18 protein-coding genes are annotated in these 24,333 nt (G+C 53.4%); 9 read left to right on the top strand and 9 right to left on the bottom strand.

Features of this window, described 5'->3' with window-relative positions:
* Positions 1-114 precede the first annotated feature (114 nt).
* From ABQ298_15825 to lnt, 4 genes are all read left to right on the top strand, one after another.
* Positions 115-795: a tetratricopeptide repeat protein gene (locus ABQ298_15825; protein ID MEQ9825854.1), complete on the top strand. Its 681-nt coding sequence runs from the start codon at positions 115-117 to the stop codon at positions 793-795.
* Between the two features lie 126 nt (positions 796-921).
* Entirely contained in the window at positions 922-3,363 is a 2,442-nt protein-coding gene (locus ABQ298_15820; GenBank protein MEQ9825853.1) for a glycogen/starch/alpha-glucan phosphorylase, read from the top strand.
* Positions 3,364-3,421: 58 nt separating this feature from the next.
* Positions 3,422-4,261, top strand: a complete 840-nt coding sequence (locus ABQ298_15815) for a DUF3108 domain-containing protein (GenBank protein MEQ9825852.1) — start codon at positions 3,422-3,424, stop codon at positions 4,259-4,261.
* An 80-nt stretch (positions 4,262-4,341) separates the two neighbouring features.
* The gene (lnt, locus tag ABQ298_15810) at positions 4,342-5,892 is read left to right on the top strand and encodes an apolipoprotein N-acyltransferase (GenBank protein ID MEQ9825851.1); all 1,551 of its coding nucleotides are present in this window, start codon (positions 4,342-4,344) and stop codon (positions 5,890-5,892) included.
* A gap of 103 nt (positions 5,893-5,995) precedes the next feature.
* Here the strand turns inward: lnt and mnmG are convergent, their stop codons facing one another.
* From mnmG to recA, 3 genes are read right to left on the bottom strand one after another with little or no spacing between them, the layout of a single operon-like run.
* On the bottom strand, positions 5,996-7,870 hold the full coding sequence (gene mnmG, locus ABQ298_15805) for a tRNA uridine-5-carboxymethylaminomethyl(34) synthesis enzyme MnmG (protein MEQ9825850.1): 1,875 nt from the start codon (positions 7,868-7,870) through the stop codon (positions 5,996-5,998).
* Between the two features lie 46 nt (positions 7,871-7,916).
* Positions 7,917-9,278 carry a tRNA uridine-5-carboxymethylaminomethyl(34) synthesis GTPase MnmE gene (gene mnmE / locus ABQ298_15800; protein ID MEQ9825849.1) on the bottom strand — a complete coding sequence of 454 codons (1,362 nt, stop codon included), beginning with the start codon at positions 9,276-9,278 and terminating at the stop codon, positions 7,917-7,919.
* A 13-nt stretch (positions 9,279-9,291) separates the two neighbouring features.
* Positions 9,292-10,374, bottom strand: a complete 1,083-nt coding sequence (gene recA / locus ABQ298_15795; GenBank protein ID MEQ9825848.1) for a recombinase RecA — start codon at positions 10,372-10,374, stop codon at positions 9,292-9,294.
* 120 nt (positions 10,375-10,494) lie between these two features.
* On the opposite strand from recA, the gene ABQ298_15790 reads away from it, so the two are divergent.
* Genes ABQ298_15790 through pgl form a run of 3 tightly spaced genes read left to right on the top strand, consistent with a single transcriptional unit; the run spans position 10,495 to position 13,425 of the window.
* On the top strand, positions 10,495-11,436 hold the full coding sequence (locus ABQ298_15790) for a glutamate--tRNA ligase family protein (protein ID MEQ9825847.1): 942 nt from the start codon (positions 10,495-10,497) through the stop codon (positions 11,434-11,436).
* A 35-nt stretch (positions 11,437-11,471) separates the two neighbouring features.
* Entirely contained in the window at positions 11,472-12,620 is a 1,149-nt protein-coding gene (locus tag ABQ298_15785; GenBank protein ID MEQ9825846.1) for a PatB family C-S lyase, read from the top strand.
* 55 nt (positions 12,621-12,675) lie between these two features.
* Positions 12,676-13,425, top strand: a complete 750-nt coding sequence (gene pgl, locus ABQ298_15780; protein ID MEQ9825845.1) for a 6-phosphogluconolactonase — start codon at positions 12,676-12,678, stop codon at positions 13,423-13,425.
* 150 nt (positions 13,426-13,575) lie between these two features.
* Here the strand turns inward: pgl and ABQ298_15775 are convergent, their stop codons facing one another.
* From ABQ298_15775 to aspS, 3 genes are all read right to left on the bottom strand, one after another.
* The gene (locus tag ABQ298_15775) at positions 13,576-13,914 is read right to left on the bottom strand and encodes a P-II family nitrogen regulator (GenBank protein ID MEQ9825844.1); all 339 of its coding nucleotides are present in this window, start codon (positions 13,912-13,914) and stop codon (positions 13,576-13,578) included.
* A gap of 56 nt (positions 13,915-13,970) precedes the next feature.
* On the bottom strand, positions 13,971-15,377 hold the full coding sequence (locus ABQ298_15770; GenBank protein MEQ9825843.1) for an ammonium transporter: 1,407 nt from the start codon (positions 15,375-15,377) through the stop codon (positions 13,971-13,973).
* Positions 15,378-15,554: 177 nt separating this feature from the next.
* Complete coding sequence (gene aspS / locus ABQ298_15765) at positions 15,555-17,342, bottom strand: aspartate--tRNA ligase (GenBank protein ID MEQ9825842.1); 1,788 nt, start codon at positions 17,340-17,342, stop codon at positions 15,555-15,557.
* A 179-nt stretch (positions 17,343-17,521) separates the two neighbouring features.
* On the opposite strand from aspS, the gene ABQ298_15760 reads away from it, so the two are divergent.
* Positions 17,522-18,199 (top strand): hypothetical protein, encoded by a 678-nt coding sequence (locus ABQ298_15760; protein MEQ9825841.1) that lies wholly within the window; start codon positions 17,522-17,524, stop codon positions 18,197-18,199.
* 42 nt (positions 18,200-18,241) lie between these two features.
* Here the strand turns inward: ABQ298_15760 and sppA are convergent, their stop codons facing one another.
* Both sppA and ABQ298_15750 read right to left on the bottom strand, forming a co-directional pair.
* Positions 18,242-20,059, bottom strand: coding sequence for a signal peptide peptidase SppA (gene sppA / locus ABQ298_15755; protein ID MEQ9825840.1), 1,818 nt, complete (start codon positions 20,057-20,059; stop codon positions 18,242-18,244).
* A gap of 78 nt (positions 20,060-20,137) precedes the next feature.
* Complete coding sequence (locus ABQ298_15750) at positions 20,138-21,469, bottom strand: RsmB/NOP family class I SAM-dependent RNA methyltransferase (protein MEQ9825839.1); 1,332 nt, start codon at positions 21,467-21,469, stop codon at positions 20,138-20,140.
* Positions 21,470-21,616: 147 nt separating this feature from the next.
* On the opposite strand from ABQ298_15750, the gene ABQ298_15745 reads away from it, so the two are divergent.
* The gene (locus tag ABQ298_15745; GenBank protein ID MEQ9825838.1) at positions 21,617-23,479 is read left to right on the top strand and encodes a GreA/GreB family elongation factor; all 1,863 of its coding nucleotides are present in this window, start codon (positions 21,617-21,619) and stop codon (positions 23,477-23,479) included.
* A 172-nt stretch (positions 23,480-23,651) separates the two neighbouring features.
* Here the strand turns inward: ABQ298_15745 and pyrD are convergent.
* The coding region (gene pyrD, locus ABQ298_15740) for a dihydroorotate dehydrogenase (quinone) (protein ID MEQ9825837.1) at positions 23,652-24,333 on the bottom strand (682 nt) is incomplete at its 5' end.

Below are 24,333 nucleotides of genomic sequence, written 5' to 3'. Positions count from 1 at the left end.
TTAACGTCAACGAATCCCCTCGTGGAAATTTCCAGGAGGGGATTTTTTGGCCAATGCGTGAAGACCTGAATTCCATTGACTTCATGGAGGAATTCCTGAGATTTTAGCAGCTTCATGAGCGTAGATCCTTCGAAATCCAACAAGCGGCCTGAGGCCCAAGACACTGGTATTGAACTCCCACAGGGAGCGTCCACCGCATCGGATGTGCCAGAGGGTGTCTTTGAAGATGTGTATCGGTTCTGGAAGGACCACGGCGCGCGCCTGCTAACCTACCTGGTTGTGGTGTTGGTTGCGTTCCTGGCAGTGCAGGGATGGAAGCAGTATTCCCGTTCGAGAGAAGCATCATTGAAGGACCAGTTTTCGAAACTGGAAACCATGGATGCGAAAATGGATTTTGCCAATTCGCACAAGGGTCATGCGCTTGCCTCCTTTGCTTACTTGCAGGCAGGAAAAGAAGCCTATGAAACGGGAGATTTTGCGGAAGCAGCAGAGTTGTATGCAAATGCTGCCGAAGGACTTGAAGACACCGATTTGCTGCCAATCGCCCTGTTGGGTCAGGCGAGCAGTCTGCGCAAGGTCGGTGATTCCAAGGGTGCAGTAGCCGTGCTTGAGGCATTGGCTGCACAAGATCAATTTGCAGAGGGGATACGGGCGGAAGCAATGTTCAAACGCATTGTGATCGCTCTGGAAAACGACCAGGATAGCGTGGTGGAAGACTTCACCCGGCAACTGGAATCGACAGATACGACACAGATCTGGATACAGCGTCTGGAGAGTATCAAATACTACCAATAACTTCAGGAGAAGCTTTTGGGGTGTAAGCAAAATGCCCTGAAAATCTGATCCGAACGATCCAAGGGAGGGTCTATGAAATCTGATAAGAAGCAGAGCAATCCCGCTGCGGGAAGTGGCTTGCAACACATGGTGTACGCTGATGGCAGCGGTCACTCATTCAAGGATGCAGTACTGGCGCATCTGAAATTCACATTGGCTCGCGATACCGGAACGGCGACGCGACGGGATTGGTGGATTGCGGTTTGTGAGGCGGTGGAAGATGTGGTACTCAGTCGTTTTTCAGCGACGATGAAGCGTCACAACGAAGCGGATACGCGACGGGTTTACTACTTGAGTCTTGAATACCTCATGGGAAGGTTGCTGCAGAACAATATCGTGAATGCAGGGATCCTTGACGAAGTGAAGTCCGCAGTCGAAGAACTCGGCCTGAACTGGGAGGATCTGGTCAACGAAGAATTGGACATGGGTCTCGGGAATGGGGGTCTCGGACGTTTGGCAGCTTGTTTTCTGGATTCGCTTGCGACGTTGGATATCCCCGCTGTTGGGTATGGAATCCACTATCAGTTTGGTTTGTTCAAGCAGGAGTTTGTGGATGGTCACCAGATCGAGCACCCTGACAATTGGCGGCAGTTTGGAAATCCCTGGGAAGTGATTCGTCCAGAGTATTCACAGTCGGTTCGCGTTTATGGACATGTGGAGCACTCCTACAATGACGAAGGTGATTATCAGCCGCGCTGGGTTGGAGGACGTGTGGTAGAGGGAGTTCCTTACGATGTTCCCATTTGCGGATATGGAGGCAACACCGTGAATTTTCTGCGCTTGTGGGAGGCGAAGTCTTCCAACGAGCTTGACCTGTCGGCCTTTAATGAAGGCGGCTATGTGGAGGCTGTTCGACAGAAGGCGTTGGACGAAACCATTTCGAAGGTCCTCTACCCGAATGATAAAACCGAGGTGGGCAAGGAGTTGCGTCTTGTTCAGCAGTATTTCTTCGTTGCCTGTTCGCTCAAGGACATCATCCGTCGCTACCGAAACCGGCACGACGATTGGACAGCCTTTGCAGAAAAGGTGGCGATCCAGCTCAATGACACCCACCCTGCCCTGGCGGTTCCCGAGTTGATGCGGGTGTTTTTGGATGATTTTGGCATGCAATGGGATGAGGCGTGGAAACTCGTGACGCAAACGCTCTCCTATACGAACCACACGCTGTTGCCCGAGGCACTCGAGCGCTGGAGTGTAGCCCTGTTTGAAAAGGTATTACCGCGTCATCTGCAGATCATTTTTGAAATCAATGCACGGTTTCTCAAAGCTGTGGATGCCAAATGGCCAGGAGATGATGGCATGAAGGCCGCGCTCTCCATCATTGAGGAAGGTGACTACCGCATGGTGCGCATGGCGTATCTCTCGGTCGTTGCCAGTCATACGGTAAATGGGGTAGCTGCGCTGCACACGGAGCTGCTCAAGAAAGATCTCTTCCAGAAATTTGACCAACTGTATCCGGGCAAGATTCGCAACAAGACAAACGGCATCACCCCGAGACGCTGGTTGTTGGCCTGCAATCCGGGCTTGTCGGAGTTGATCACCGAAAAAATTGGCGATCAGTGGCCCTATGATTTAAACCAGCTGAAGGGTCTCGAGGCATTTGCCGATGATGCCGATTTTCAGAAGCGTTTCATGCAGGTGAAACACGAGAACAAGTGCAGGCTCGCTGAGGTGATCAAGGCTGAAACCGGGATTGAGGTGGATCCGGCTGCGATGTTCGATGTGCAGATCAAACGACTGCATGAGTATAAGCGGCAGCACCTGAACCTGTTGCACATTCTTTCGCTGTATCGGAAGTTGGTTCACAATCCCGATCTGGATATTGCGCCGCGTGTTTTCATCTTTGGTGCGAAGGCTGCCCCGGGATACGACCTGGCGAAGAATATCATCCGGGCGATCAACAAGGTGGGTGAAAAGATCAATAACGACCCGCGCATCCAGGGAAAGCTGAAGGTCGTGTTCCTTCCCAACTATCGTGTATCCCTTGCAGAAGCGATTATTCCTGCAGCTGATCTTTCCGAGCAGATTTCAACCGCTGGCAAGGAAGCTTCGGGAACCGGAAACATGAAGCTCGCCCTGAACGGAGCACTCACGATGGGCACGCTGGATGGCGCGAATGTGGAGATCGAGGAAGAGGTCGGTTCGGAGAACATCTTTATTTTTGGACTTCGGGTCGAAGAAGTGGATGCGCTGAAGGCAGACGGTTACAATCCCTGGGATCACTACTACCGAGATCCCGAGTTGCGCGCGGTGGTGGACTGGTTGAGTTCCCGGAACTTTACGCCAGATGAGGAAGATGCGTTTCGGCCGATTCGCTTGAGTCTGCTTGAGCAGGGCGATCCTTACCTCGTGCTTGCCGATTATGCGGCATATTGTGAGGCGCAGGAGGCGGCAGGACGTGCTTACCTGGACCGTGCGCGCTGGGCCAAAATGGCGATTCTCAATACCGCTAGGGTTGGAAAGTTTTCAAGTGACCGAACGATCCGCGAGTATTGCGAGGACATTTGGAAAATTGATCCCCTTCCCTGAGGAACTCCGGCATGGAACGGAATTGAATAAATCGCATGGGTGGCCTCGTCTTTGCAGTATGAAAGTCGTTGTCACCATGCTGATTTCCATCATCGGGGCTGTCATGCCCTTGGTCGCGGCTCCCGCTGGGTCGGATGCGATGGTGGTGCGCAGTTCATTTCCCTTTCATCGGGTCGGCGAAGAACTCCAATACACATTGAAATGGGGACCCTTTGAGGTGGGGTCCGGAGTGTTGCGGATTCTCCCCATTCGTGAAGTTGACGGGGAAGCATGTTTTCACCTTAGCCTGGAAGTGCGAACGAGTGGTTTTGCTGATTCCATCTACAAGGTGCGAAGCCGCTTTGATTCCTTTGTATCTGTTCAATATCTGCGTCCGGTTCGCTACCAGTTGAATCAGCGCGAGGGAAAGACACGTCGGAAAGCCACGGTGACATTTGACTGGCAGAGCATGACTGCAAGTTACCAGCGTGAAGGGGAAGAGACAAAGGAGCCGGTGGAGATTGAAGCAGGGACTTGGGATCCGCTTTCTGTGGTATTTTTCTTCCGGCAGATCGTCAGTGCCGAGCCGGGTGTGGTTACCCTTCCTGCCACCGATGGGAAGAAGTCGCTGCTCATTGACGTTGGACAAGAAGGGCTGGTCTCTTTTGAAGGTGCCATGGGAAAAAGGGAGGCCATCAAGGTCGAACCCAACACCAAGGAGTTGAGGGGTGTCTTTCAGAAGAGCAAGGACTCGAACATTCTCATGTGGTTCTCTGCCGATGAGCAGCGGGTGCCACTTCGCATCCAGAGCAAAGTGGTGGTCGGATCGTTTTACGCGGAGTTGCAGTCGGTGCAAAGGGTTGATCGTGCTACCTCTGAGATTCCTCAGGATGGGGAAAGGCAGGACGCGAATCCCTGATGTGGATTCCTCAGGAGTTGCCTTAGTCGTCAGAGTTCTGCGGTTGCCAAAAGGCAGGGGTTGACTCAAAAGAGTATGGCATGATGTGCAGGCTTGGGTGGTTCCTTCTCTACGTTCTCCTCTCATTTTCCGCCTTTCCCGGAGTTGACCTGGGTTGGCTGGCATGGGTGTCGATGGTTCCACTGTTCCTTGCCATGCGTCGGATCGAACGCGGCTCTCGCTTTTTGCTGTGGGTCTTTGCGGTGGAATGGATTCGGTGGATTGCACTGATCCTATGGCTCCGTCATGTGAGTTGGGTTGCTGTGCTGGGAATCGCGGCGGGGTTTGCCTTCATTCATGCTCTTTGGATGTGGGTGTTGTGGTGGAACACGGGTCGGCAAGGGTGCGAAGGGTTTGCAAAGCTGCGTATCACGCAAGTGGTGGGACTCGCCGCGTTGTGGGCAGTGCTGGAATGGTGTCGGACTCAACCCTTTGGTTTACCGGGTGCGCATTTTTCAATCACGCAGTGGCAGTCTCCGCTGATGTTGCAGATTTCGAGTGTCGTGGGCGGCTATGGGTTGAGTGCTTTACTGGTGCTGGTGAATCTGTGGTTTGCGCAATCGATTTTCCGTTGCATTGGTGTAGTACGAATGACGTGCAGGTTGATGCTTCAACCAATGCTTTACGCGCTGGGTTGCCTGTTCTTGATAGCGGGGTTTGGCTGGTTCCGCTTGTCGCAATCCGAATCATCAGCGCAAAATTCTCAGAAGGATTCCGGGGTTCGCATGGGATTGGTGCAACCCAACTTGGAGCCACATCTGCAATGGAATTACGAACGCATGGTTGAGGCGGTTCGCAATGTCTGGACGGAGAGCAACGCCCTGACACAAGGAGCAGAAGTGGATCTGCTCTTTTGGCCGGAGGGCACCCTGCCGGCAGCCGTCAATGATGGGGGAGCGATGCAGCAGGAAGTGGAAGGTTGGGTGAGCCATGCTCTCAAGGTTCCAGTGGTTTTTGGAAATCAGGCAGTGGATGCGAATGGGATTTCCTACAATGCGGTATTGAAGCTCAGACCGGATGTGGGGCTGAAAGGTCCGTTTTATGCAAAACGCATTCTGGTTCCGTTTGGGGAATTTATTCCGTTTCGGCGCTTTTTTCCGGGAATCGAAACGATTGTTCCGATTCCCAGTGATTTTGGAAGGGGAACTTCGCAGGTAGTGATTTCGGTGGATGTGGCTGGAAGGGAATTGAACATTAGTCCACTAGTTTGTTATGAAGACTGTTTCCCTGGATTGTTGCTTGGGGATGAGTTGGAGGACGTGGATTTGATCTACGTGGCAACTTACAACGTCTGGTATGGTGAGGAATTTGGTGCTTACTTTCATGCGGCTCACTCGGTTCTGCGAGCTGTGGAAGTCGGGCGTTCAGTGGTGCGCTGCGGCAGTGCGGGCTGGAGTGGATGGATTGATCGTTGGGGGCAAATCCGCTATCTATTGCGCGATGCGGACGGCAGCATTTATTTCAGGGGGCATGGAGTTTTTGAGTGGAGCGAGCATACTCGGGAGACCACACTCTATTATCGCTGGCATGACTGGGTGCATGCATGCATGTTCCTGCTCAGCCTGCTGGCAGGGATTCGACGAAAGACGTAAGGCAGGTGTTTTGAGTGGAATCGATGGTTCCAGATTGGAATGATGCAGAATCTTTTCTCTTTGTCGAATCGCCAAATCCAACGAATTTGAACATGGCGATTCCTTAATGGCTGCGTTCCTGATACACCATCAGAATGGAAATGTCGGCTGGATTAACTCCACTGATCCGAGACGCCTGAGCCAGGGTCAGTGGACGAATTTCTGATAGCTTAAGTGCACTTTCCTTGCGCAGTCCTGGAATGGCCAGGTAGTTGAGATCTGATGGGAGGTGGATGCGGTCGAGGTTTGTGAATTTCTGGATATGGCGCTGCTCACGATCCAGGTAACCCTTGTAGGAAACAAAATACTCCACCAAATCACGAACCTCTTTCGACTGATTTGCGAGATCGGGTTCGACCTCATGTAGCGGGGTTCCGCGACGCACGGCGTCCCCCTTGGTGCCATTCTGGTAGCGATCCTCTTCGAGTTGTTGCACACACCGCATCACGTGATCCCGCTGTTCCAGCATGCGCTGCATGCGTTTCCCGGAAACCAGTTGTTGCTGCTGAGCGTGTGCTGCGAGCCTATACTCTGCACTTTGGTGGTTGAGCAGGAGTCGGTATTCGGCGCGACTCGTGAACATGCGGTAGGGTTCCTTGGTTCCCTTGGTCACCAAGTCGTCGATGAGCACGCCAATGTAGGATTCGTGCCGTGCCAGCAAGAGAGGATTTGCGTTCAGGACCTTGTTGGCTGCGTTGCAACCTGCGACCAATCCTTGACCGGCTGCCTCTTCATAGCCTGATGTTCCGTTGATTTGTCCCGCAAAAAACAGACCTTCGATAAGCTTGGATTCCAAGGTCGGCAGTAGTTGGGTTGGAATTGCAAAATCATACTCCACGGCATAGGCCGGGCGGGTGATTTTGGCCTGTTCCAGACCGGGTATGGTTTTCAGCATTTGCAGCTGAACTTCGAAAGGCAGACTGGTGGAAAGACCATTGATGTACCACTCATTGGTATGACGACCTTCGGGTTCGAGAAAAAGCCGATGAGTGGGTTTGCCCTCGAATCTCACATATTTGTCTTCGATGCTGGGACAGTAACGAGGCCCACTGCTTTGAATGATGCCGGCGTAGAGTGGAGAAAGGTGAAGGTTTTCCTGGATGACAGCTTCTGTTTCTGCCGTGGTGTCGGTCATCCAGCAGGAGACTTGATTGGTTCCCGGTGTCCATCCGGAGAGTTGTTCGCCAGATTGTTCCACGTGGAACATGTCAAAATCGGATTCGCGAGAATCGAAAAAGGAAAAGAAGGTCGGTTCAGGATCTCCCTTTTGTTCCGTGAGGTTTTCGAAGTTGATGGTTCTTCCAAGAATGCGGCAGGGTGTTCCGGTTTTGAGGCGTTCGACTTCAATTCCGAGTTCCTGCAAGCGACCGGAAATTCCTTTGGCGCTGAAATCTCCCATGCGTCCACCTTCGGTTCGGTTGGAACCGATGTGCATGATGGCTTGAAGGAAGGTGCCCGTAGTCAGGATGACAGTTTTGGCAAAAAAGGAGATGCCCAGATTGGTGCCGACGCCTGTGATGCGATCCCCTTTGACGAGCAGATCGTTGGCGATGGCCTGAAAGAGTGTCAGGTTGGCGGTGTGCTCCAGGCGGTGTTTCATTCGAAACTGGTAGGCTTTTTTGTCGCACTGTGCGCGCGGTGCCTGAACGGCTGGTCCCTTTGAGGCGTTGAGCAGGCGGTATTGAATGGCAGTGGTGTCGGTATTGATCGCCATTTCTCCCCCAAGGGCGTCAATTTCCCGCACAATCTGACCCTTGGCTTGCCCGCCAATGGCTGGGTTGCAGCTCATTTGGGCAATGGTATCGACATTTCCGGTCAGCAACAGGACGTTGGCGCCTTTTCGTGCAGCTGCCAACGCAGCTTCGCAGCCAGCGTGTCCTGCGCCGCAGACAATCACATCATACGGCGTCGATGCACCGGTAAAATCAAAGTCATTCATGGATTTCAATCTACGATTGAACGGGATTGCTGTGCAAGCCAGGTTCCTATTTCCCGATGCAGAATCGCTTGAACAAGTCATCGAGCACGGCTTCATGGTCGACGCGTTCATTGATGCGGACCAGGGAGTCAGATGCTGCGATCAAATGAAATGCGGCAAGTTCTGTTGCCTGGGACTCTCGCAGGATGCGTTGCGCTTCGGAAAGCTCTTTGTGTGCCTCCCGGATGAAACTGCCTTGTCGATGGTTGAACATGACATCTTCCTCTTCATGCGTATCGAGATCCTGCTCGATTCTTTTCTTCCACTCATCCAGCAGGTTTAGAATGCTTTGATGGTCGAATGTGGAGATGCCGATGTGAGGGAAATTTGGCAAAAAGTCGTTGTGCTTGTGGGCGGACGGAAGGTCCATTTTGTTTGCCAGCACGAGTGTATTGTTGGGGTTGAGGGCCTGGGTCACTTCGATGGGAAGTTGCGGCTCGGGTTGGGTTGCATCGAGCACAATCAAGTAAAAGCTCGCTTGTTCGATCAATTCCAAAGTGCGTTCGATGCCCTCGCTTTCGAGTTGATCCAGGGAATGCGTGTTGAGTCCTGCGGTGTCAAAAAGATTGATCAGATAATCTCCGACAAAAGTACGCTCGACAATATAGTCGCGGGTGGTGCCTGCCTGGTCACTTACCAATGCACGTCGATGACCGACCAATGCGTTCATTAGACTGCTTTTTCCAACATTGGGCGCACCGATGATCAGGGTATCGATTCCATTTTGGATCGCTTCCCGGCTTCGCACTGTGGATTCAAAATGCGAGAGTGTTTCGAGCAGGTGTCGAATGCGCATCAAGGGGCCTGCCTGATCTTCAGGTGGCAGTTCGTCTTCGGGAAAGTCGATGTAGGCTTCAATTTCTGCCCGGATGGATGTTAATTCCTGGACGATCCCCTTGATCAATCTTCCAGACTCGCCTGTCAGGTGCTTCCGGGCGTAGAAAAGTGCTCTATCTGATTGAGCATGAATGACATCCAAAACTCCCTCGACTTGGGAAAAATTTAGCTTTCCATTGAGGTATGCACGCTGTGTGAACTCTCCCGGTTCCGCCAGTCGACAACCGAGATCGATGAAGGTGGCAATGATCTTTTTGCAGATGATCGGATTCCCATGTGGCATGATTTCGAGCATGGGTTCGCCCGTGTAGGATGCCTGGTCGGCGTAGTAGATCCAAACCACTTCATCAATCAGGTTGCCTGAAGCATCCCGTAGGCGAGAAAAAGTTGCCTGACGGGGAATCGCGGTGGAGAGGTCAGACTGCCGAAGCAATTTCTCTGCAATGGCGAGGCAGTCTGGTCCGCTTGCGCGAATGAGCGCAAGTGCGGATATTCCGTGGGGCGTCGACTGGGCGACGATGGTGTCGGTCATGGAAATTCAGGGATTAATCTCCCTTACCGTCAGTATTCTCTTCTCCTTTTGCAAGAATGGAACCGACTTCAACATGGACTTTTTCCATGATGGCTTGTGTCAGTTCGTCAGCGATGGCCGGATTTTCCATCAAATACTGTTTGGCCGCTTCGCGGCCTTGACCGATGAGATCGCCCTTGTAAGAGATCCAGGCTCCCTTCTTTTCGAGGATTTTGTGGTCGACGCCGAGGTCGAGCAGTGAGCCTGTTTTGGAAATGCCCTCATTGTACATGATGTCGAATTCGCATTCGGTAAAGGGGGCTGCCACTTTGTTTTTCACGATCTTCAGGCGCGTGCGATTTCCGATCACTTCACCGGAAGGTTTTTTGATCTGGCCGATTCTGCGAATGTCCATGCGAACGGACGCGAAAAATTTGAGTGCGCGACCACCAGGCTGTGTTTCCGGGTTTCCAAACATCACTCCGATTTTTTCGCGAATCTGATTGGTGAACAGGCAGACGCACTGGGTTTTGGAAATCACGGAGGTGAGTCGTCGCATGGCCTGACTCATCATGCGAGCTTGCAAGCCCACCGTGGTGTCACCCATCTGGCCGTCAAGTTCGGTTTTGGAAACCAGAGCAGCGACAGAGTCGACAACGATCACATCGATCGCTCCGGAGCGGATGAGGGTTTCGGTGATGTTGAGCGCGTCTTCACCACTTTCCGGTTGGGCAACCATGAGGCTGTCCAGGTCGACGCCGACGATTTTGGCGTAACGGGGGTCAAGCGCGTGCTCCACGTCGATGAATACGGCATTGCCTCCCTGGCGCTGCGCCTGTGCGATGATGGACAGACAGAGCGTTGTTTTCCCCGACGACTCCGGTCCGTAGATCTCGGAGACACGACCGCGTGGCAATCCTCCCACGCCCAGGGCGAGGTCGATGGCGACGGATCCGGTGGAGATGACGGAGACATTCATTTTGGATGCGTCACCGAGGCGCATGAGTGCGCCCTCACCGTATTGACGGTTGATGGAGGAGACGGCGAGATCGAGGGAGGCTTTGCGTTCCTTCGGGTCGGTGGTGAGTGCTGTTTTGCTGGACGATGCTTTGGCCATGGCTTAGGTAGGGATTGTCTCGGATGGTGGTGGTAAAACAAGTGAAACTATGTTCAATACCGGAATGTGTGTTGATTTCAAGCCCAAACTTTCGGGCAACTCGCGAATCGTTTGCATCTTATGAGGAACCAGCGTGTATCGCAACCCGGATATGTAGGGCGGCTCGCACCAACACCCAGTGGATGGTTGCACAGTGGCCATGCCTGCACCTTTGCCCTTGCCAGTCTTCGTGCCCGCCAGGCCGGGGGATTGCTTCGCCTGCGTATCGAAGACCTGGATCTGAATCGCTGCAAGCGCGAATACGTGGATGGGATTCTGGATGATCTGGAATGGCTTGGCATTGGGTGGGATCCCCAACCCGGATATGCCCGGGGCTTTGTGCAGCAAAGCGAGCAGCTTGATCGCTATCAGCAGGAACTGGTACGATGGGCGCGTGCGGGCTGGATTTATCCGAGTCAGGTGAGTCGCCGCGAGTTACGCGAACATCCTTCGGCGCAGCTTTCTCCAGATGGGGAGATTGTATTTCCGCCCGAACTTCGGGAAGCGGAATGCCTGCAGGATTGGACGCCCGATTCGGATGGAAACTGTTTTCGCATGAACTGGCGCTGGAAGGTTCCGTTCGGGGAAGCGGTGCGGTTTCACGATTTGCGCTCAGGCTCGAAATCTTATGTAGCGGGTCGGGATTTTGGAGATTTTCTGGTTTGGTCGAAGGACGGGATGCCAGCCTATGAAATGGCAGTGGTTCTGGATGACATCCAGGGTGGCATCAATGAAGTGGTTCGTGGCGAAGATCTCCTGGTATCGACAGCGCGACAATTGCTTGTGTATGAGAAACTGGGTTGCCCTCCTCCGTCCTGGTATCATGGACCGTTGGTAAAGGATGCCAAAGGAGTGAGACTCGCAAAATCGTTTGATTCCGAGAGCATTCGGTCCTATCGGGAGCGGGGCTGGACTGCCGTGCAGTTCTGGGAAAAAATCAAAGCCATGGGGTTTCCCGAGGTTGCAGACTGGATGGATAATTGTTGGGATGGCAGCGAAGCCCGTCGAGACGACAGGGTGTGAAGTTGGGTGCTCGATCTGATGGAACCTTTGAGGATATGATAGATTTTGATGTGAATATCGACCGCCGGAATACCGGCAGTCTCAAATGGAACAAATACGCGGGAACGAACATTTTGCCGTTTTGGGTTGCCGACATGGATTTTCGTTCTCCTGAACCTGTGATTGAGGCAATGCGGGAACGCGTGGACCATGGCGTCTTCGGATATACCCTGGCGGAGAAGCACTGCACCGATGCGGTTCTGGATTATTTGGAAAGCTGTCATCAGTGGAAGGTGCAGGCGGAATGGCTGGTCTGGACGCCGGGACTGGTGCCTGCGATCAATCTGGCGTGCCGCGCTTTTGCAAAACCCGGTGATGGTATTCTCACCTTCACTCCGGTCTATTATCCCTTTCTGACTGCTCCCCAGTATGCGGATCAGGAACTGCAGCCCATTCCGCTGGTTTTGAACGAGGCTACGGAGGAATGGGAAATCGATTTTGACCGATTGGAAGCGACGGTGCATTCCAGAAGCCGCATTCTCATTCTTTCGAATCCACACAATCCGGTTGGCAAGGTGTTCAGCCGCACGGAAATGGAGCGGCTTGCCGAAGTGATGGTGCGACACGATCTGGTGTTGTTGTCCGATGAGATCCACTGTGATCTGATTCTGAACGACAAAGCCCACGTGTGTGCAGGTTCGCTGGGTTCTGAACTCGCCCGACGCCTGATCGTGATGTTTGCCCCTAGCAAGACCTACAATCTTGCCGGATTGGCCTGCGCCTATCTCGTTATCCCTGACGCGTCATTGCGCGCAACGTTTCAGGGATCCATCCGCGGGATCCTTACGGAGGTGAACTGTATGGGATATGCGGCATGTGAAGCGGCCTACCGCTATGGAGAACCGTGGCGCAGGGAGCTGCTGTCCTATCTCGATGCAAACCGGGAGTATCTTTACGAAACCGTGCATGCCTCACTTCCGGGACTGAAGCTCTACCCGATGGATGCCACCTACCTGGCCTGGCTGGATGCGCGTGAGTTGAATCTGGCTCAGCCAGCTGCCTACTTTGAACGTTTTGGTGTCGGTCTTTCCGAAGGCAGCGGGTTTCAGGGTGAAGGTTTTGTGCGCTTGAATTTTGGTTGTCCGCGAAGCCAGTTGCGTGAGGGAATCGAGCGAATTCGACGTGGGCTAGCATCTCTGGGTTGAACAACCGGGAAAACCGCCTATTCTCCGTTAAAATCTCGTTGATCCCCTTGCCATTATGAAAATTTGCAACACTCCCCTCGGCGAAGTTCGGGTGGGTTCACAAGAGGAACTTTTCACAACCTTTGCAGCCTTGCTCAGGGAGGTGGTAGAGCAAACGCCGTATCCCCCTGGCGTTGCGCTGACCGGCGGATCGAGCCCGAAGGCATTGTTTCGTTGGCTGGCGGCCCATGACTCAAGGCTACCAGAAGCAAAACGCGACATCATTTTTTCGGTCAGTGATGAACGACATGTGCCCATTGCTTCAGACGAGAGCAATTATGGAAATGCAGAGCGCTTGCTGCTCGATCCGCTTGGGGTCACTCCAGACCACCGCTTTCCCTGGGATACCGGACGCACCCTGAATGAAGCGGCACTCTGGTATGAAAAACTCTGGTCGCTCAGTTTCGGAGAAGGCAAGGCTTACGACCTTTGTATGCTCGGCATGGGGGACGATTGCCACACAGCTTCCCTCTTTCCGGGTTCCCCGTTGCTCGATCTAGCTTCCATGGATTCCGATCACCGACTGTTTGCAGCACTGGAGGTTCCGGGAAAAGGAGGACGCCTGACGATCACGCCACGAGGCCTGGAAGCCTGTGCCCGGATCGTGATCCTGGTCATGGGTGAAGGCAAGGCAGATGCGTTGAAACGGGTGTTTGATACTCAGCCAGCCTCCTATTCTGAGATTCCCATTCGATTGATGAACCGCTTCCCCGGGAAAGTGGTCTGGCTGGTGGATGAGCCTGCGGCCAGTGGACTTTCACTCTGATTCGAACGCGGAGCGCTTGTCGTAAGGGACACTGACACTTTCCAGCCTGAGTTGAGTCGTTGCAAAAAAAAGCTGGTCCGGAGATTTCCGAACCAGCTCTTTGTGTGTTTGTAGATTGTTTCAGTTGGATCTGGGATCCGCGCGTAATCGTCAAAGGGCTTCTTCGCCTTCTTCCCCAGTGCGGATGCGGATGCTTTCTTCGATGGGAATCACAAAGACCTTGCCGTCTCCGATTTTTCCGGTTTTTGCCGAGGTGACGATGGTTTCGACTGTCTTTTTTGCGATGTCGTCTGGGACAGCGATCTCAACTTTGACTTTCGGGAGGAAATCAACGGAGTATTCGCTGCCACGATAGATTTCGGTATGTCCTTTTTGGCGCCCGAAACCCTTGACTTCAGTGACAGTCATTCCTTCGATGCCGATTTCGGAAAGGGCTTCCTTCACTTCTTCAAGTTTGAAGGGTTTGATGATGGCTACGATGAGTTTCATATGAATCAATGTTATTTTAACTCTTTGGTTAGTTCAAGATAAATGCCGATTCTGGATCAGTGCGAGCTGGGTCCGAAATCGGGATAGGCTTCCTGTCCGTGTTCGCCGATGTCAAGTCCTTCAAACTCTTCTTCTTCAGACACGCGCAGTCCCATCGCAGCTTTCACCACGAGTGTGATCACCAGTGTGACCGTGAAGGCAAAAACGGCAACTGAAAGTGCGCCAATAATCTGCCACAGCAGACTGCCTCCGCCAAAAATACCGACGGCGACGGTTCCCCAGATTCCGCAGATTCCGTGTACTGAAATCGCACCCACTGGATCATCAATTTTGATGCGGTCAAAGAACAGAACTGCAAAGACCACGATTACACCTGCAATTGCGCCGACAAAAACTGCCGACCAGGGACCCATGGAGTCCGCACCTGCGGTGATACCGACAAGACCTGCAAGAATGCCGTTGAGCGACATGGAGAGATCCGGACGCTTTCCTACGATCCAGGCGGTGAACATGGTCGCCAGTCCACCTGCTGCTGCTGCGAGTGCTGTGGTGACAAAGACCAGGGATACGAGTTCAGGGTCAGCTGAAAGCACCGATCCACCATTGAATCCGAACCAGCCCAGGAACAGCAGGAAGACGCCGATGGTTGCCAGTGGCATGCTGTGACCCAGGATGGGTTTGATGCCGCCTCCCGGAAGGTATTTCCCTTTGCGGGGTCCGAGCACCAAAACAGCTGCCAGTGCTGCAAATCCACCAAAACCATGCACGAGCGAGGAGCCGGCGAAGTCGTAGAAACCGTTGGCATCGAGCCAGCCTCCGCCCCACTTCCAGGAGCCAGAGATCGGGTAAACGACGGCCACCAGAATGGTTGCGATGACCATGAAGCTTGGCAGCTTGATGCGTTCGGCAACAGCACCGGATACAATGGTGGCTGCGGTTGCAGCAAACATGGCCTGGAAGATGAAGTCAGACCATCCGGTCATGCACAGTCCTGTTCCGCCGTAGGAAAAATCTGTTCCGCCATAGTCGGCAGCCAGCAATGGACTTCCCATTGCAAAAAAGCCGTTGAAATCTCCGGGATACATCGCGTTAAAGCCCCAGGCGGCATAGGCCAGCAGACCCATGCAGATGATGAAAACGTTCTTGAAGAGAATGTTGACAGTATTTTTGGACTGGGTGAGACCGGATTCGAGCGTGGCAAAGCCGAGGTGCATGATGAATACCAGTGCGGCAGCTATCAGAGTCCAGAGGTTGCTGATGGTGAAGAAATCAAAGGTTTCTCCATATTTAGCAACGAGGGCGAGGTAATCTTCATCGGGGGCAGCCGCTGCTGCCGCTTCGACGGCTTCTGCGGCTTCGGCGACAATGTCCTCAGCTTGCAGGTTCATGCAAAAGAGAAAACTCGCCAGAAGTATCCCTGAGAAGACATGGATGAGTCGCTTCTTTTTCAGTAGTGCTATCATAAGGAATCAATCTAGTAGTATGGTTCAGAGACCCCGTCGTGGGGTACTTGTCGTCAAGCGACGACCCCTTATGCACATGGCATGCCAATCAACAAAAAGGGCGTTTTTCCTGAGAAAAACACCCTTCATCCACGCCGATGATCGATTTTGATCATCGAATTTTAGTTCCAGCTCGCTTTATTTGCTTGTCTGAATCCGCAGATCCCGAAGTTGTTTGGGTTCCACCGGCCCCGGGCATTTTGCCATGAGATCCTGGCCTTTTTGTGTCTTTGGAAAGGCGATGACGTCGCGGATCACATCCTTACCCGTCAAGATCGTGATCAATCGGTCAAATCCGAGAGCGATCCCTCCGTGTGGTGGAGCACCGTATTTGAAGGCCTCAAGCATGTAGCCGAATCGGCTTTCCACAATATCTTCGGGAATGGCGAGCACGTTTTCGAAAATTTTCTTCTGAGTGCTCATTTCATGGATACGGATGCTTCCCCCTCCGATTTCGTTTCCATTGAGCACGCAGTCGTATGCCTTGCTTCGAGCGGATTTGGGGTCGCTGTCGAGCAAGGGGATGTCTTCGTCCAACGGAGCCGTGAACGGATGGTGCGCAGCGGCATACTTACCTGTTTCTTCGTCTCGCAGCATGAGGGGGAAATCCACCACCCACAGGAATTGGTAGTCGTCAGGAGAAACCGTGAGTATGCTTCGTTTTTTCAGCAGCGCAACGGAGTCGAGACGGATGCGTCCCAGGATGGTGCAGGCGGTCTGCCAGTCACTTGCGGCAAAAAACACGATGTCACCGTCTTCCATGTGCAGGGTTTCCTGCAACTGCTGCTTTTCCGCATCGGAGAAGAACTTGAGGATCGGGGATTTCCATTCCCCGTTTTCGACCTTGATAAAGGCCAGACCCTTTGCCCCAAGGGATTTGGCAGTATCCTCAAGCGCCTTGAGTTCGCCTTGGGTAATGTCGGCAAGCCCCTTGATGTTGATGGCTTTGACGACTCCGCCTGATGCAATCACGGATTGGAATACCTTGAAGGCCGAGTTTCGGAATGCCTCTGAAAAATCCTCCAGCTCAAAGGGGTAGCGCAGATCCGGTTTGTCAGACCCAAAACGATTCATCGCTTCCTGATAGGTCAACCGGAGAAAGGGTGTTTGGATTTCAATGCCGAGGATCTCCTTCCAGAGTTCCTTGAGCATGCCCTCGATCAGGGTATAGATATCCTCGCGCTGAACGAATGAGGCCTCGATATCGATCTGGGTGAATTCCGGCTGCCGGTCAGCGCGCAGGTCTTCATCGCGAAAGCAGCGTGCGATCTGGTAGTATTTTTCAAGTCCCGCCACCATGAGCATCTGTTTCATCTGCTGCGGTGACTGTGAAAGCGCATAGAATTCTCCGACATTCAGGCGACTGGGCACCAGAAACTCGCGTGCCCCTTCAGGGGAACTCTTGAACAGATAGGGCGTTTCGACTTCAAGATAACCCTGTCGGTCCAGATAGTTGTGCACGATTTTGGAAGCCCGGTGCCGAACTTTGAGTGCGTGCTGCATGGACGGGCGCCGCAGATCAAGATAGCGGTAGCGCAGTCGCAGGTCTTCCCCGACCTTTTTCGCCTTTTCGTCGTCGAGCGGAAAGGGAGGAGTTTGTGAGATATTGAAGACGTGAAGGGTTTCGCACAGGACTTCGACCTCACCCGTCACCATGTTCGGATTGACGGTTTCGGCACTTCTCGGTTCGACAATGCCCCGTATTCCGATGACGGATTCCGGTTTCAATGCGCTCAATTCCACGGAGTACTGCTTGGAGGGGTGCATCAAGACCTGGGTAAGTCCGTTCCGATCTCGAAGATCAATGAAGAGAACACCTCCGTGGTCCCGGATGGAATCGATCCAGCCCACAAGGCAGACTTCCTGTCCATTGTGATCCCGGGTAAGCTCTGAGCAGTGATGGGTGCGTTGGGTCGCGGTTGACATAGCGGTTGAGTCAGATGGAAAAAGCTGAATGAAAAGCCGTGGTGTGGAACAAAACAAGCCTAAACTGGGAAGCCCGTTGTTCCCGGGTGATTCTGGAACCAAAATGAAAGAAGGGGTTGTGGAAAATACGCTTTGCGCTAAGATCGTTCTCAGAAACGCTGTTAACTCTGTACTCTGATATGACCCAATCCAAAAAAAATGGTTCCGGCTGCGCTCTTCTGGGTGCAGGTTGTGGTATTACCCTTTTAGTGGCCATCCTGTTTCTGGGGGTTGCCGGATTTTTCGGCTATAAATTGGTGAAGGGTTCCTATGATGGAATCAAAAAATTTGCCGATATCGCACTCATCGAGAACGAAGTCGTGAATCAAACCCGGTTTACGCCACCAGAGGATGGCCTGATGTCGCTGGAGCAAGTGGAATCCCTCGTTTACATTCAGACCCGGATCAAGGAGTCATTGGGGCCGGACTTTGAAGAAATTCTCCAGACGCAGAAGACGCTGGTCGGGGAGCTTGAGCAAATGAGTGATTTTGCAAAGGTTCGAAAATTGATCAGCGTTTCTGGGAAGCTTGTGAAGCCCCTCAGCGAGGCAAAGCGCGTGCAGATTGAAGCCATCAACCGCGAGGGGTTGTCGATGTCGGAGTATCGCTGGATGCAGCGCCAGGCCTTGGCTTCACTCGGAATTTCAAGCCAGCGCCTCGACATAGGTGAATTGATTGAGTCCATGCAGGGTGAAGGTGAAGTCACCGAGTCCGAACCGGTCGAGCCAGTTACAGTTCACCCGCAGAATCGCCGTATGCTCGAACCCCATGCACAGGTGTTGAGCGAGACGTTGCTGTTTTCGGCGATTGGGATTTGAGGTTGCAGATGCGCCTGCGGAGTGGCTGCGGTTATGCTCCACTCAGCGGTAGCGCAAGGGAAGGTAGGCATATGCGCCGCCCGGATCGCTGAGCAGGGAAAGGTGTTGTTCAACTTCCTGCAGCCAGTTCTGAATCTCGGAAACCGATGGGGAACGGGATCGGTTTGCAGCAGATGCAAGTGCTCTTTGCAGTCCTAGAGCATGTGACAGCGCTTCGTCTGGTGACAGCTTGCGAGGATAGTCATAGACCGCAAATCCCTCTCCGAGTTCAGCCATCTCGGCAGCATGAGCAATCGCGTCTTGCAGGCCTCCAAGGGCATCCACGAGTCCGAGTTCCACGGCTTGTTCTCCCGACCATACTCGGCCCCCTGCTACTGAGCGGATGGCGTCAACCTCTTGTTCACGGTGGAAAGCGACACTGGTAGTCCACTCGTCGTAAAATTCCTGAAGGTAGGTCTGGATCATGGCCAACTGTGCTTCAGACTTGGGTTTCGAAATACTGAGAAGGTCGGAGTTCTGCGTGGTTTTGATTTCATCAAATGTGATTCCGAGCATGCCAGCACCCTCGCCGATGTTCATCAACAGACCGAAAATCCCGATGGAGCCAGTGACGGTATGTGGATGTGCAATGATGTAGTCGGCGGATTGGGAAATCAAATAGCCACCGGACGCTGCATACCCCCCCATGGAAACCACGAGCGGAATGCCCTGCTCCTTGATGGCGAGCAATTCATCCTGAATGATCTGGGAAGCGGTCGCTCCACCTCCGGGACTGTTGACCCGAAAGACTATGGCGCGGGTGGAGCTGTCCTGTCGTGCATTGCGCAGGTTGCGAACGATGCGCTCGGAGCCGGCTTCATATTCCTCTCCCTCGCCGCCGACAATGGCTCCCTCAGCATAGACCACGGCGATTCCTTCTCCGCTGGGTTTCCTCCCAAACTGGTCTTTCTCCAGAACGTATTCGGCTAGCCCGATTTGCTGAAAGGTATCTCCATGCGTCTCCTTGCCAACCAGTTCCGACATGCGGTTGCGCACCTCAACATGGCTTGCAATGCGCGTGACAAATCCGGCTTCTACTGCCTCTTGAGCATAGAGAATCGCCTGACTGTCGAGCAATTGGTTTGCTGCTTGCAGGTCCATTTCCCGTGCCTCTGCAATGTCGCTCAGAATCTCCTGCCACAGCTCGTTCAACAGAAGGGTGGATGCGGCTCGTGCTTCATCGCTCAGGTTGGTACGGGTGTAGGGTTCGACAGCTGATTTGTAGGCACCCACTCGAATCGCCTGCACACCAATGCCAAATTTGTCGAGCGCGTCCTTGAAAAACATGGGTTCACTGTAAAGGCCGGGCAGCATGATGGCGCCTGATTGGTTGAGGTAGAACTCGTCTGCTACGCTCATCACATAAAGGTCGCGGGTGGAGGGGTAAACGCTGTAGGCGATGACTGGTTTTCCGCTGGCTTTGAATTCAATGATGGCCTCGCGCAGTTCGCTCAATGCCGGGAATGATGAGGCGTAGTTGAGCGATTGCAGTGACCCATGCAGAAAGAGAGCCTTGACGCGGCGGTCCTGTCCTGCGCGTTCGAGGGTTTCGATCATGTCGCGAACATGGTAGACCGGAGGAGTTCCCTCGCCAATCGCGTCCATCAAAAGGGACTCGAGCGTTGGAGTGGGGGGCGTGTCGACGAGGTTCATTCCCAAATCGAAGGTGAGCGCTGCCTCTTTGGGGAAGGAGGGTTGTTTCTCTGCGAACGAACTCACAAGGCCGGCGATCAGGGCAATGAGGAGGAAAAACATGAAAGCCGTGGAGACGAGGGCGATCAACGTATTTTGGAGCAGGAATTTGAAGATCCGTTTGGTCATGTGACCAATCTTCCACACCCTTTTGAGAACTCAAGCCCGAATACGGTTTGTTGACTGCCGGATTTGCAGTTTTTCCAATCATTCACCACTGGGACTTAGCGCGTCTGCCTTTCGGCGCAGGAGAAAAGCCCCAACACCGTCATGTCCTTCCAGATGTGGCAACAGGGAACGGCCAGTCCTCACCTCAAAATGACGCCCCTGCGCCGTTTGTTGAAACGCTTCGATGACTCGCTCATTCTCATCGGGATCAAAACTACAGGTGCTGTAGACGAGTTGACCGTCCTTCCGAACCAGGCGGCTGCATTGCTCAAGCAGGGCAAGCTGTTGGACAGGCAGTCGCTGATAATCGTCGGCATGCAGCCTCCAGCGAATTTCGGGGTGACGCTGAATCACCCCCACGCTGGAGCACGGGGCGTCGAGCAGGACCCAGTCAAAGCGGAGTGATGCCAGGGATTCGGGCAGTGGCTTCAGCCAATCCACACAGGAGGTTTCAATACCCTTGACTCCGAGGCGTTCGAGATTGTTTTCCATCACTCTCAAGCGTTCGGGGGAGGAATCTGTCGCAATCCAGCGCTGCCATGCATGGCCATTATCGGCGAGTCGTTTCAACAGGTGGAGGCTTTTTCCTCCCGGAGCTGCACAGGTGTCGAGGATCGATGCACGATTTGAGGGAGGTTCGAAGAGGGATGGAGCGATACGGGTTGAAGGATCCTGGATGTAGAAGGGCCACTTCAGGAGGGATTCGATGTTGGCCCGTCCCGCTTTTTCCAACACATGGAAATCCGACCATGGCGTTGCTGTCAGCTTTGGGAGTTCTTCGGGATTCCGGAGGGATTGCTCTGTCTGGCATATCCTGCGCAGATCATGCACATAGGTGTGTGGAATGGACTGGTTCCATTGCAGCAGCAGCCGGGTGGTTTTGTTGCCGAATTGTGATATCCAGCGTTCGACAAGCCAGCGGGGATGACTGTAGCGCACATGCCAGTGTTCGGGCGCATCCAACAGCTGTAGCGTTTGCGACAGATGCTCACTGATCGCGCGGGCGACGGCATTGACAAATCGGCTTTCGGGCTGAGAGCAGAGTTCGCGGGTGAGCCGCACACTGTGGTGCACGACCTTGGCGCGGGTGGCCTCCGTATCATCGGATTCGAGAAATTGTATGATCGCCAGTGCGAGCAGGGCATGCAGACGGGCCTTGGGCATGCGACGGGAGTGCTCGCGGATCAAATGTTCGATGAGCGTTCGATTTCGCACAATTTGCAGCAGCGAGTGATAGGCAGAACGCTGTTCGACTCCTTCACCTGACCAGCTGATCCGGTCCAATCGCAGGGCCTGCGGGTCACGCAGGAATGCGCTGATGGAATCGAGGAGTCCATTCCAGTGTGACAGGTTGCTCGGTGGGGTTTTCAAGTTGTCGTGTGATTGGTGTTGAAAGGTCCAGGAGTGTGCCAGTGACGAACACCAGTCAGGAACGCTTCCAGAAAAGAAGTTGCAGTTGCGGGGAAAAGTATTGAATAATGCGCTTGGAATCTGCAAGCAGACTATTGGTAACCATTTATGAATGTTGAGGAAATTGAGGAGTTAATTGCCGGGAATCCTAAGCTTAAGAACGCTCGGGAAGAACTGGCATTGATGCAGCCGGGAACCTATTGTGTCCACCGAAGTTGGGGATTTGGAAAGATCGTCGATTATGATGCGACTGAGAAGCGGTTGATTCTCGATTTTGAAGAGGGAAAGAAAGGCCATTCCATGGATCCCGCATTCTGTGTTGGGAAGCTTGAGATTCTCCCGGAAAACCACATTCTGGTTGAGTCCAGAACGGATCCTGATGCGATTCAGGAGCTGATCAAACGCAAGCCTGTTGAGCTGATCATCCGCATCCTTTCCCAATCTCCCAACCGTACCGTTTCGTCGATAGAAATTGAACGTCAGCTCGGATTTCTCATGGACACCGCCAAGGCCCGGAAGTGGTGGACGGCGACCAAGAAAGCGCTGGTCAAGGATCCGAGGATTGCCGTTCCGTCGAAAAAGACGGACCCTTACGAACTTCGGGAAGAGCCAGTGACGCCCGAGGAGGAAATCATGGAGGATTTTTATGCGACCCAGCAGAGCAAGCAGAAGATCCTTTTGGCCGAGCGCCTTTTTGCACTTTCCAATGACAAGTCGGAACTGAAAAAATACCTTCCGGATGTATTGAAGACGCTTACCGATGCGATCATTGAGACTCGCATTCTTTCTCAGGCCGAGCGATTGCATGGAGTCTGGGTGCGCAACGATTTGGCCCGCGACACCCATACCGATGTCGAAAGCCTGCTTCCCACCTCTGCCTCCATTATCTTGGAGAGCGAGGAGGACCTGATCAAGCTCGCCCAGGAATTGCCAGCTGCCTATTACCAGCGCTTTCTCGACCTGCTCACCCGCGTTTACCCTGACAAGTGGGAAGACATCGTGATCACGCTCGTGCGGCACAGTGAGGGCAAGTTCACAAATGAATGCACGCAGTTCCTTGTGGACCGCAAAAAACAGGATCTGCTCGCAAAGTCGCTTGACCGATGGCTCAACGATCAGACGATTCGCGGCCCCATCCTGTTGTGGATGCTCAAGAACCGCACCAGTCGTAAGTATGGTGGAATGATTCAGCCGTTTGTGAATCCCCGCTTTCTCAAGGCTATCTTTTTTGCGATTGATTTTGAATCGCTGCAGAATGCCAGCACTCGTCGCATTCCTCTCGCAGATGCGGTGATCGATGATGAGACGCTGGTTCCGGAGATCCTTTCCGATGCGACTGAGGAAACCGCGCGGGACCTGGCGCAGACTTTGATGCTCAACCAGGGCTTTGAAGACCTGACCAAAAAATCGCTGTTGGTTCGCTTCATTCGTGTCTTCCCGTCCATTCAGGGGCTGGTTGCTGACCGTGAGTCGAGCAGTTCCGACAACAAAGATGCGAGTCTTCTGGTTTCACAGGAGAGTCTCGACGAGAAGAAGAACGAGTATGAGGATCTGATCACGCGAAAGATTCCCGAGAACAAAAAGGCTATTGAAGTGGCACGCGAGCACGGAGATCTTCGTGAAAATGCGGAATACAAGATGGCGCGTGAGGATCAGACAACACTCATGGCACGCAAGGCGCAGCTGGAAGCGGATTTTGCACGTGTTCGGGTGACGGATTTCTCCGATGCCACAGAGGATGAGATTTCGGTGGGTTCTGTGGTGGTGCTGGCTTCCGGCAAGCAAACGCAGACCTATTCGATTCTGGGCGCCTGGGACAGTGATCCAGAGTCCAACATTATTTCCTACAAGACTCCGCTGGCACAAAATCTGATTGGAAGCCGGGCGGGGGATAAGGTGGAACTCGAAATCGGAGGATCCAAAGCCAAGTGGGAGATCAAACAGATCAAGCGCTGGGTGGATCGAAAATAAGTCCGCGTTCTACCGCAGGGTAGTCGATACCCTTCCTTTCAAAAGGCGATCTCTTCAGAGGTCGCCTTTTTCAATTTGTGCGCCCGGCAGGGCCCACCTGCTTTGCATGAGTGGGTGTTCTTTCGATGACGATCTCAGGGATTGCAGTTGAGCGGCGAAGCGAAAGCTGCAGTCAGCTGCGCATCTGCGCGAGCATGCGCTTGATCATGCAAGGTCCCTGATAAATGAATCCACTGTAAACCTGAATCAGGCTCGCCCCAGCATCCAGTTTTTCCTGTGCATGAGCACCCGTTTCAATTCCACCCACCCCGATGATGGGTAGTTTTCCATTCGTCAGCTGGTGGATCTTGCGAATCACCTCAGTGGAGCGCTCCCGAACCGGCGCACCGCTGAGTCCTCCGGGAAATTCGTATCCGGCATTGTCCCCGGTGCGATCAATGGTGGTGTTGGTGGCGATCATGCCGTGCCAGTTTGATTCGACCACGAGCTGCACCATGCTTTCCAGTTGGGCGGCGCTCAGATCTGGAGCGATCTTCAGCAGCGTGGGTACCCTGCGCTTGCCTGCCTTTTCGCGCTGATTGTTGCGCTCGTTCAGACTTTTTAGCAGAGCTTCGAGGGGTTCACGATCCTGCAATTGACGGAGATTCTGTGTATTGGGGCTTGAAATGTTGACGGCTACATAGTCGGCAAGGTCGGCGACAGCGTCGAAACAGTGCACGTAGTCCCGTGTGGCTTCAGAAATGGGCGTTTCCTTTTGCTTTCCAATGTTGATACCCACGATGCCCGGAGAGCTTGGATGACGCTTGCGAAAGGCAAGCACTCGCCGGACCAGAGCGTCAACACCAGCGTTGTTG

This window comes from Puniceicoccaceae bacterium, from assembly GCA_040224245.1.
Taxonomy (GTDB): Bacteria; Verrucomicrobiota; Verrucomicrobiia; order Opitutales; family JAFGAQ01; genus JAKSBQ01.
This window is presented reverse-complemented; position numbering and strand designations above follow the sequence as displayed.

Bases quoted from the DNA above. Each gene is read 5' to 3' on its own strand.
- ABQ298_15825 (MEQ9825854.1), top strand. From the start codon at position 115: ATGAGCGTAGATCCTTCGAAATCCAACAAGCGGCCTGAGGCCCAAGAC.
- aspS (MEQ9825842.1), bottom strand. From the start codon at position 17,342: ATGTCAACCGCGACCCAACGCACCCATCACTGCTCAGAGCTTACCCGG.
- ABQ298_15760 (MEQ9825841.1), top strand. From the start codon at position 17,522: ATGACCCAATCCAAAAAAAATGGTTCCGGCTGCGCTCTTCTGGGTGCA.
- mnmE (MEQ9825849.1), bottom strand. From the start codon at position 9,278: ATGACCGACACCATCGTCGCCCAGTCGACGCCCCACGGAATATCCGCA.
- pgl (MEQ9825845.1), top strand. From the start codon at position 12,676: ATGAAAATTTGCAACACTCCCCTCGGCGAAGTTCGGGTGGGTTCACAA.
- lnt (MEQ9825851.1), top strand. From the start codon at position 4,342: ATGATGTGCAGGCTTGGGTGGTTCCTTCTCTACGTTCTCCTCTCATTT.
- ABQ298_15775 (MEQ9825844.1), bottom strand. From the start codon at position 13,914: ATGAAACTCATCGTAGCCATCATCAAACCCTTCAAACTTGAAGAAGTG.
- mnmG (MEQ9825850.1), bottom strand. From the start codon at position 7,870: ATGAATGACTTTGATTTTACCGGTGCATCGACGCCGTATGATGTGATT.
- ABQ298_15820 (MEQ9825853.1), top strand. From the start codon at position 922: ATGGTGTACGCTGATGGCAGCGGTCACTCATTCAAGGATGCAGTACTG.
- ABQ298_15815 (MEQ9825852.1), top strand. From the start codon at position 3,422: ATGAAAGTCGTTGTCACCATGCTGATTTCCATCATCGGGGCTGTCATG.
- ABQ298_15770 (MEQ9825843.1), bottom strand. From the start codon at position 15,377: ATGATAGCACTACTGAAAAAGAAGCGACTCATCCATGTCTTCTCAGGG.
- sppA (MEQ9825840.1), bottom strand. From the start codon at position 20,059: ATGACCAAACGGATCTTCAAATTCCTGCTCCAAAATACGTTGATCGCC.
- ABQ298_15790 (MEQ9825847.1), top strand. From the start codon at position 10,495: ATGAGGAACCAGCGTGTATCGCAACCCGGATATGTAGGGCGGCTCGCA.
- ABQ298_15745 (MEQ9825838.1), top strand. From the start codon at position 21,617: ATGAATGTTGAGGAAATTGAGGAGTTAATTGCCGGGAATCCTAAGCTT.
- ABQ298_15785 (MEQ9825846.1), top strand. From the start codon at position 11,472: ATGATAGATTTTGATGTGAATATCGACCGCCGGAATACCGGCAGTCTC.
- recA (MEQ9825848.1), bottom strand. From the start codon at position 10,374: ATGGCCAAAGCATCGTCCAGCAAAACAGCACTCACCACCGACCCGAAG.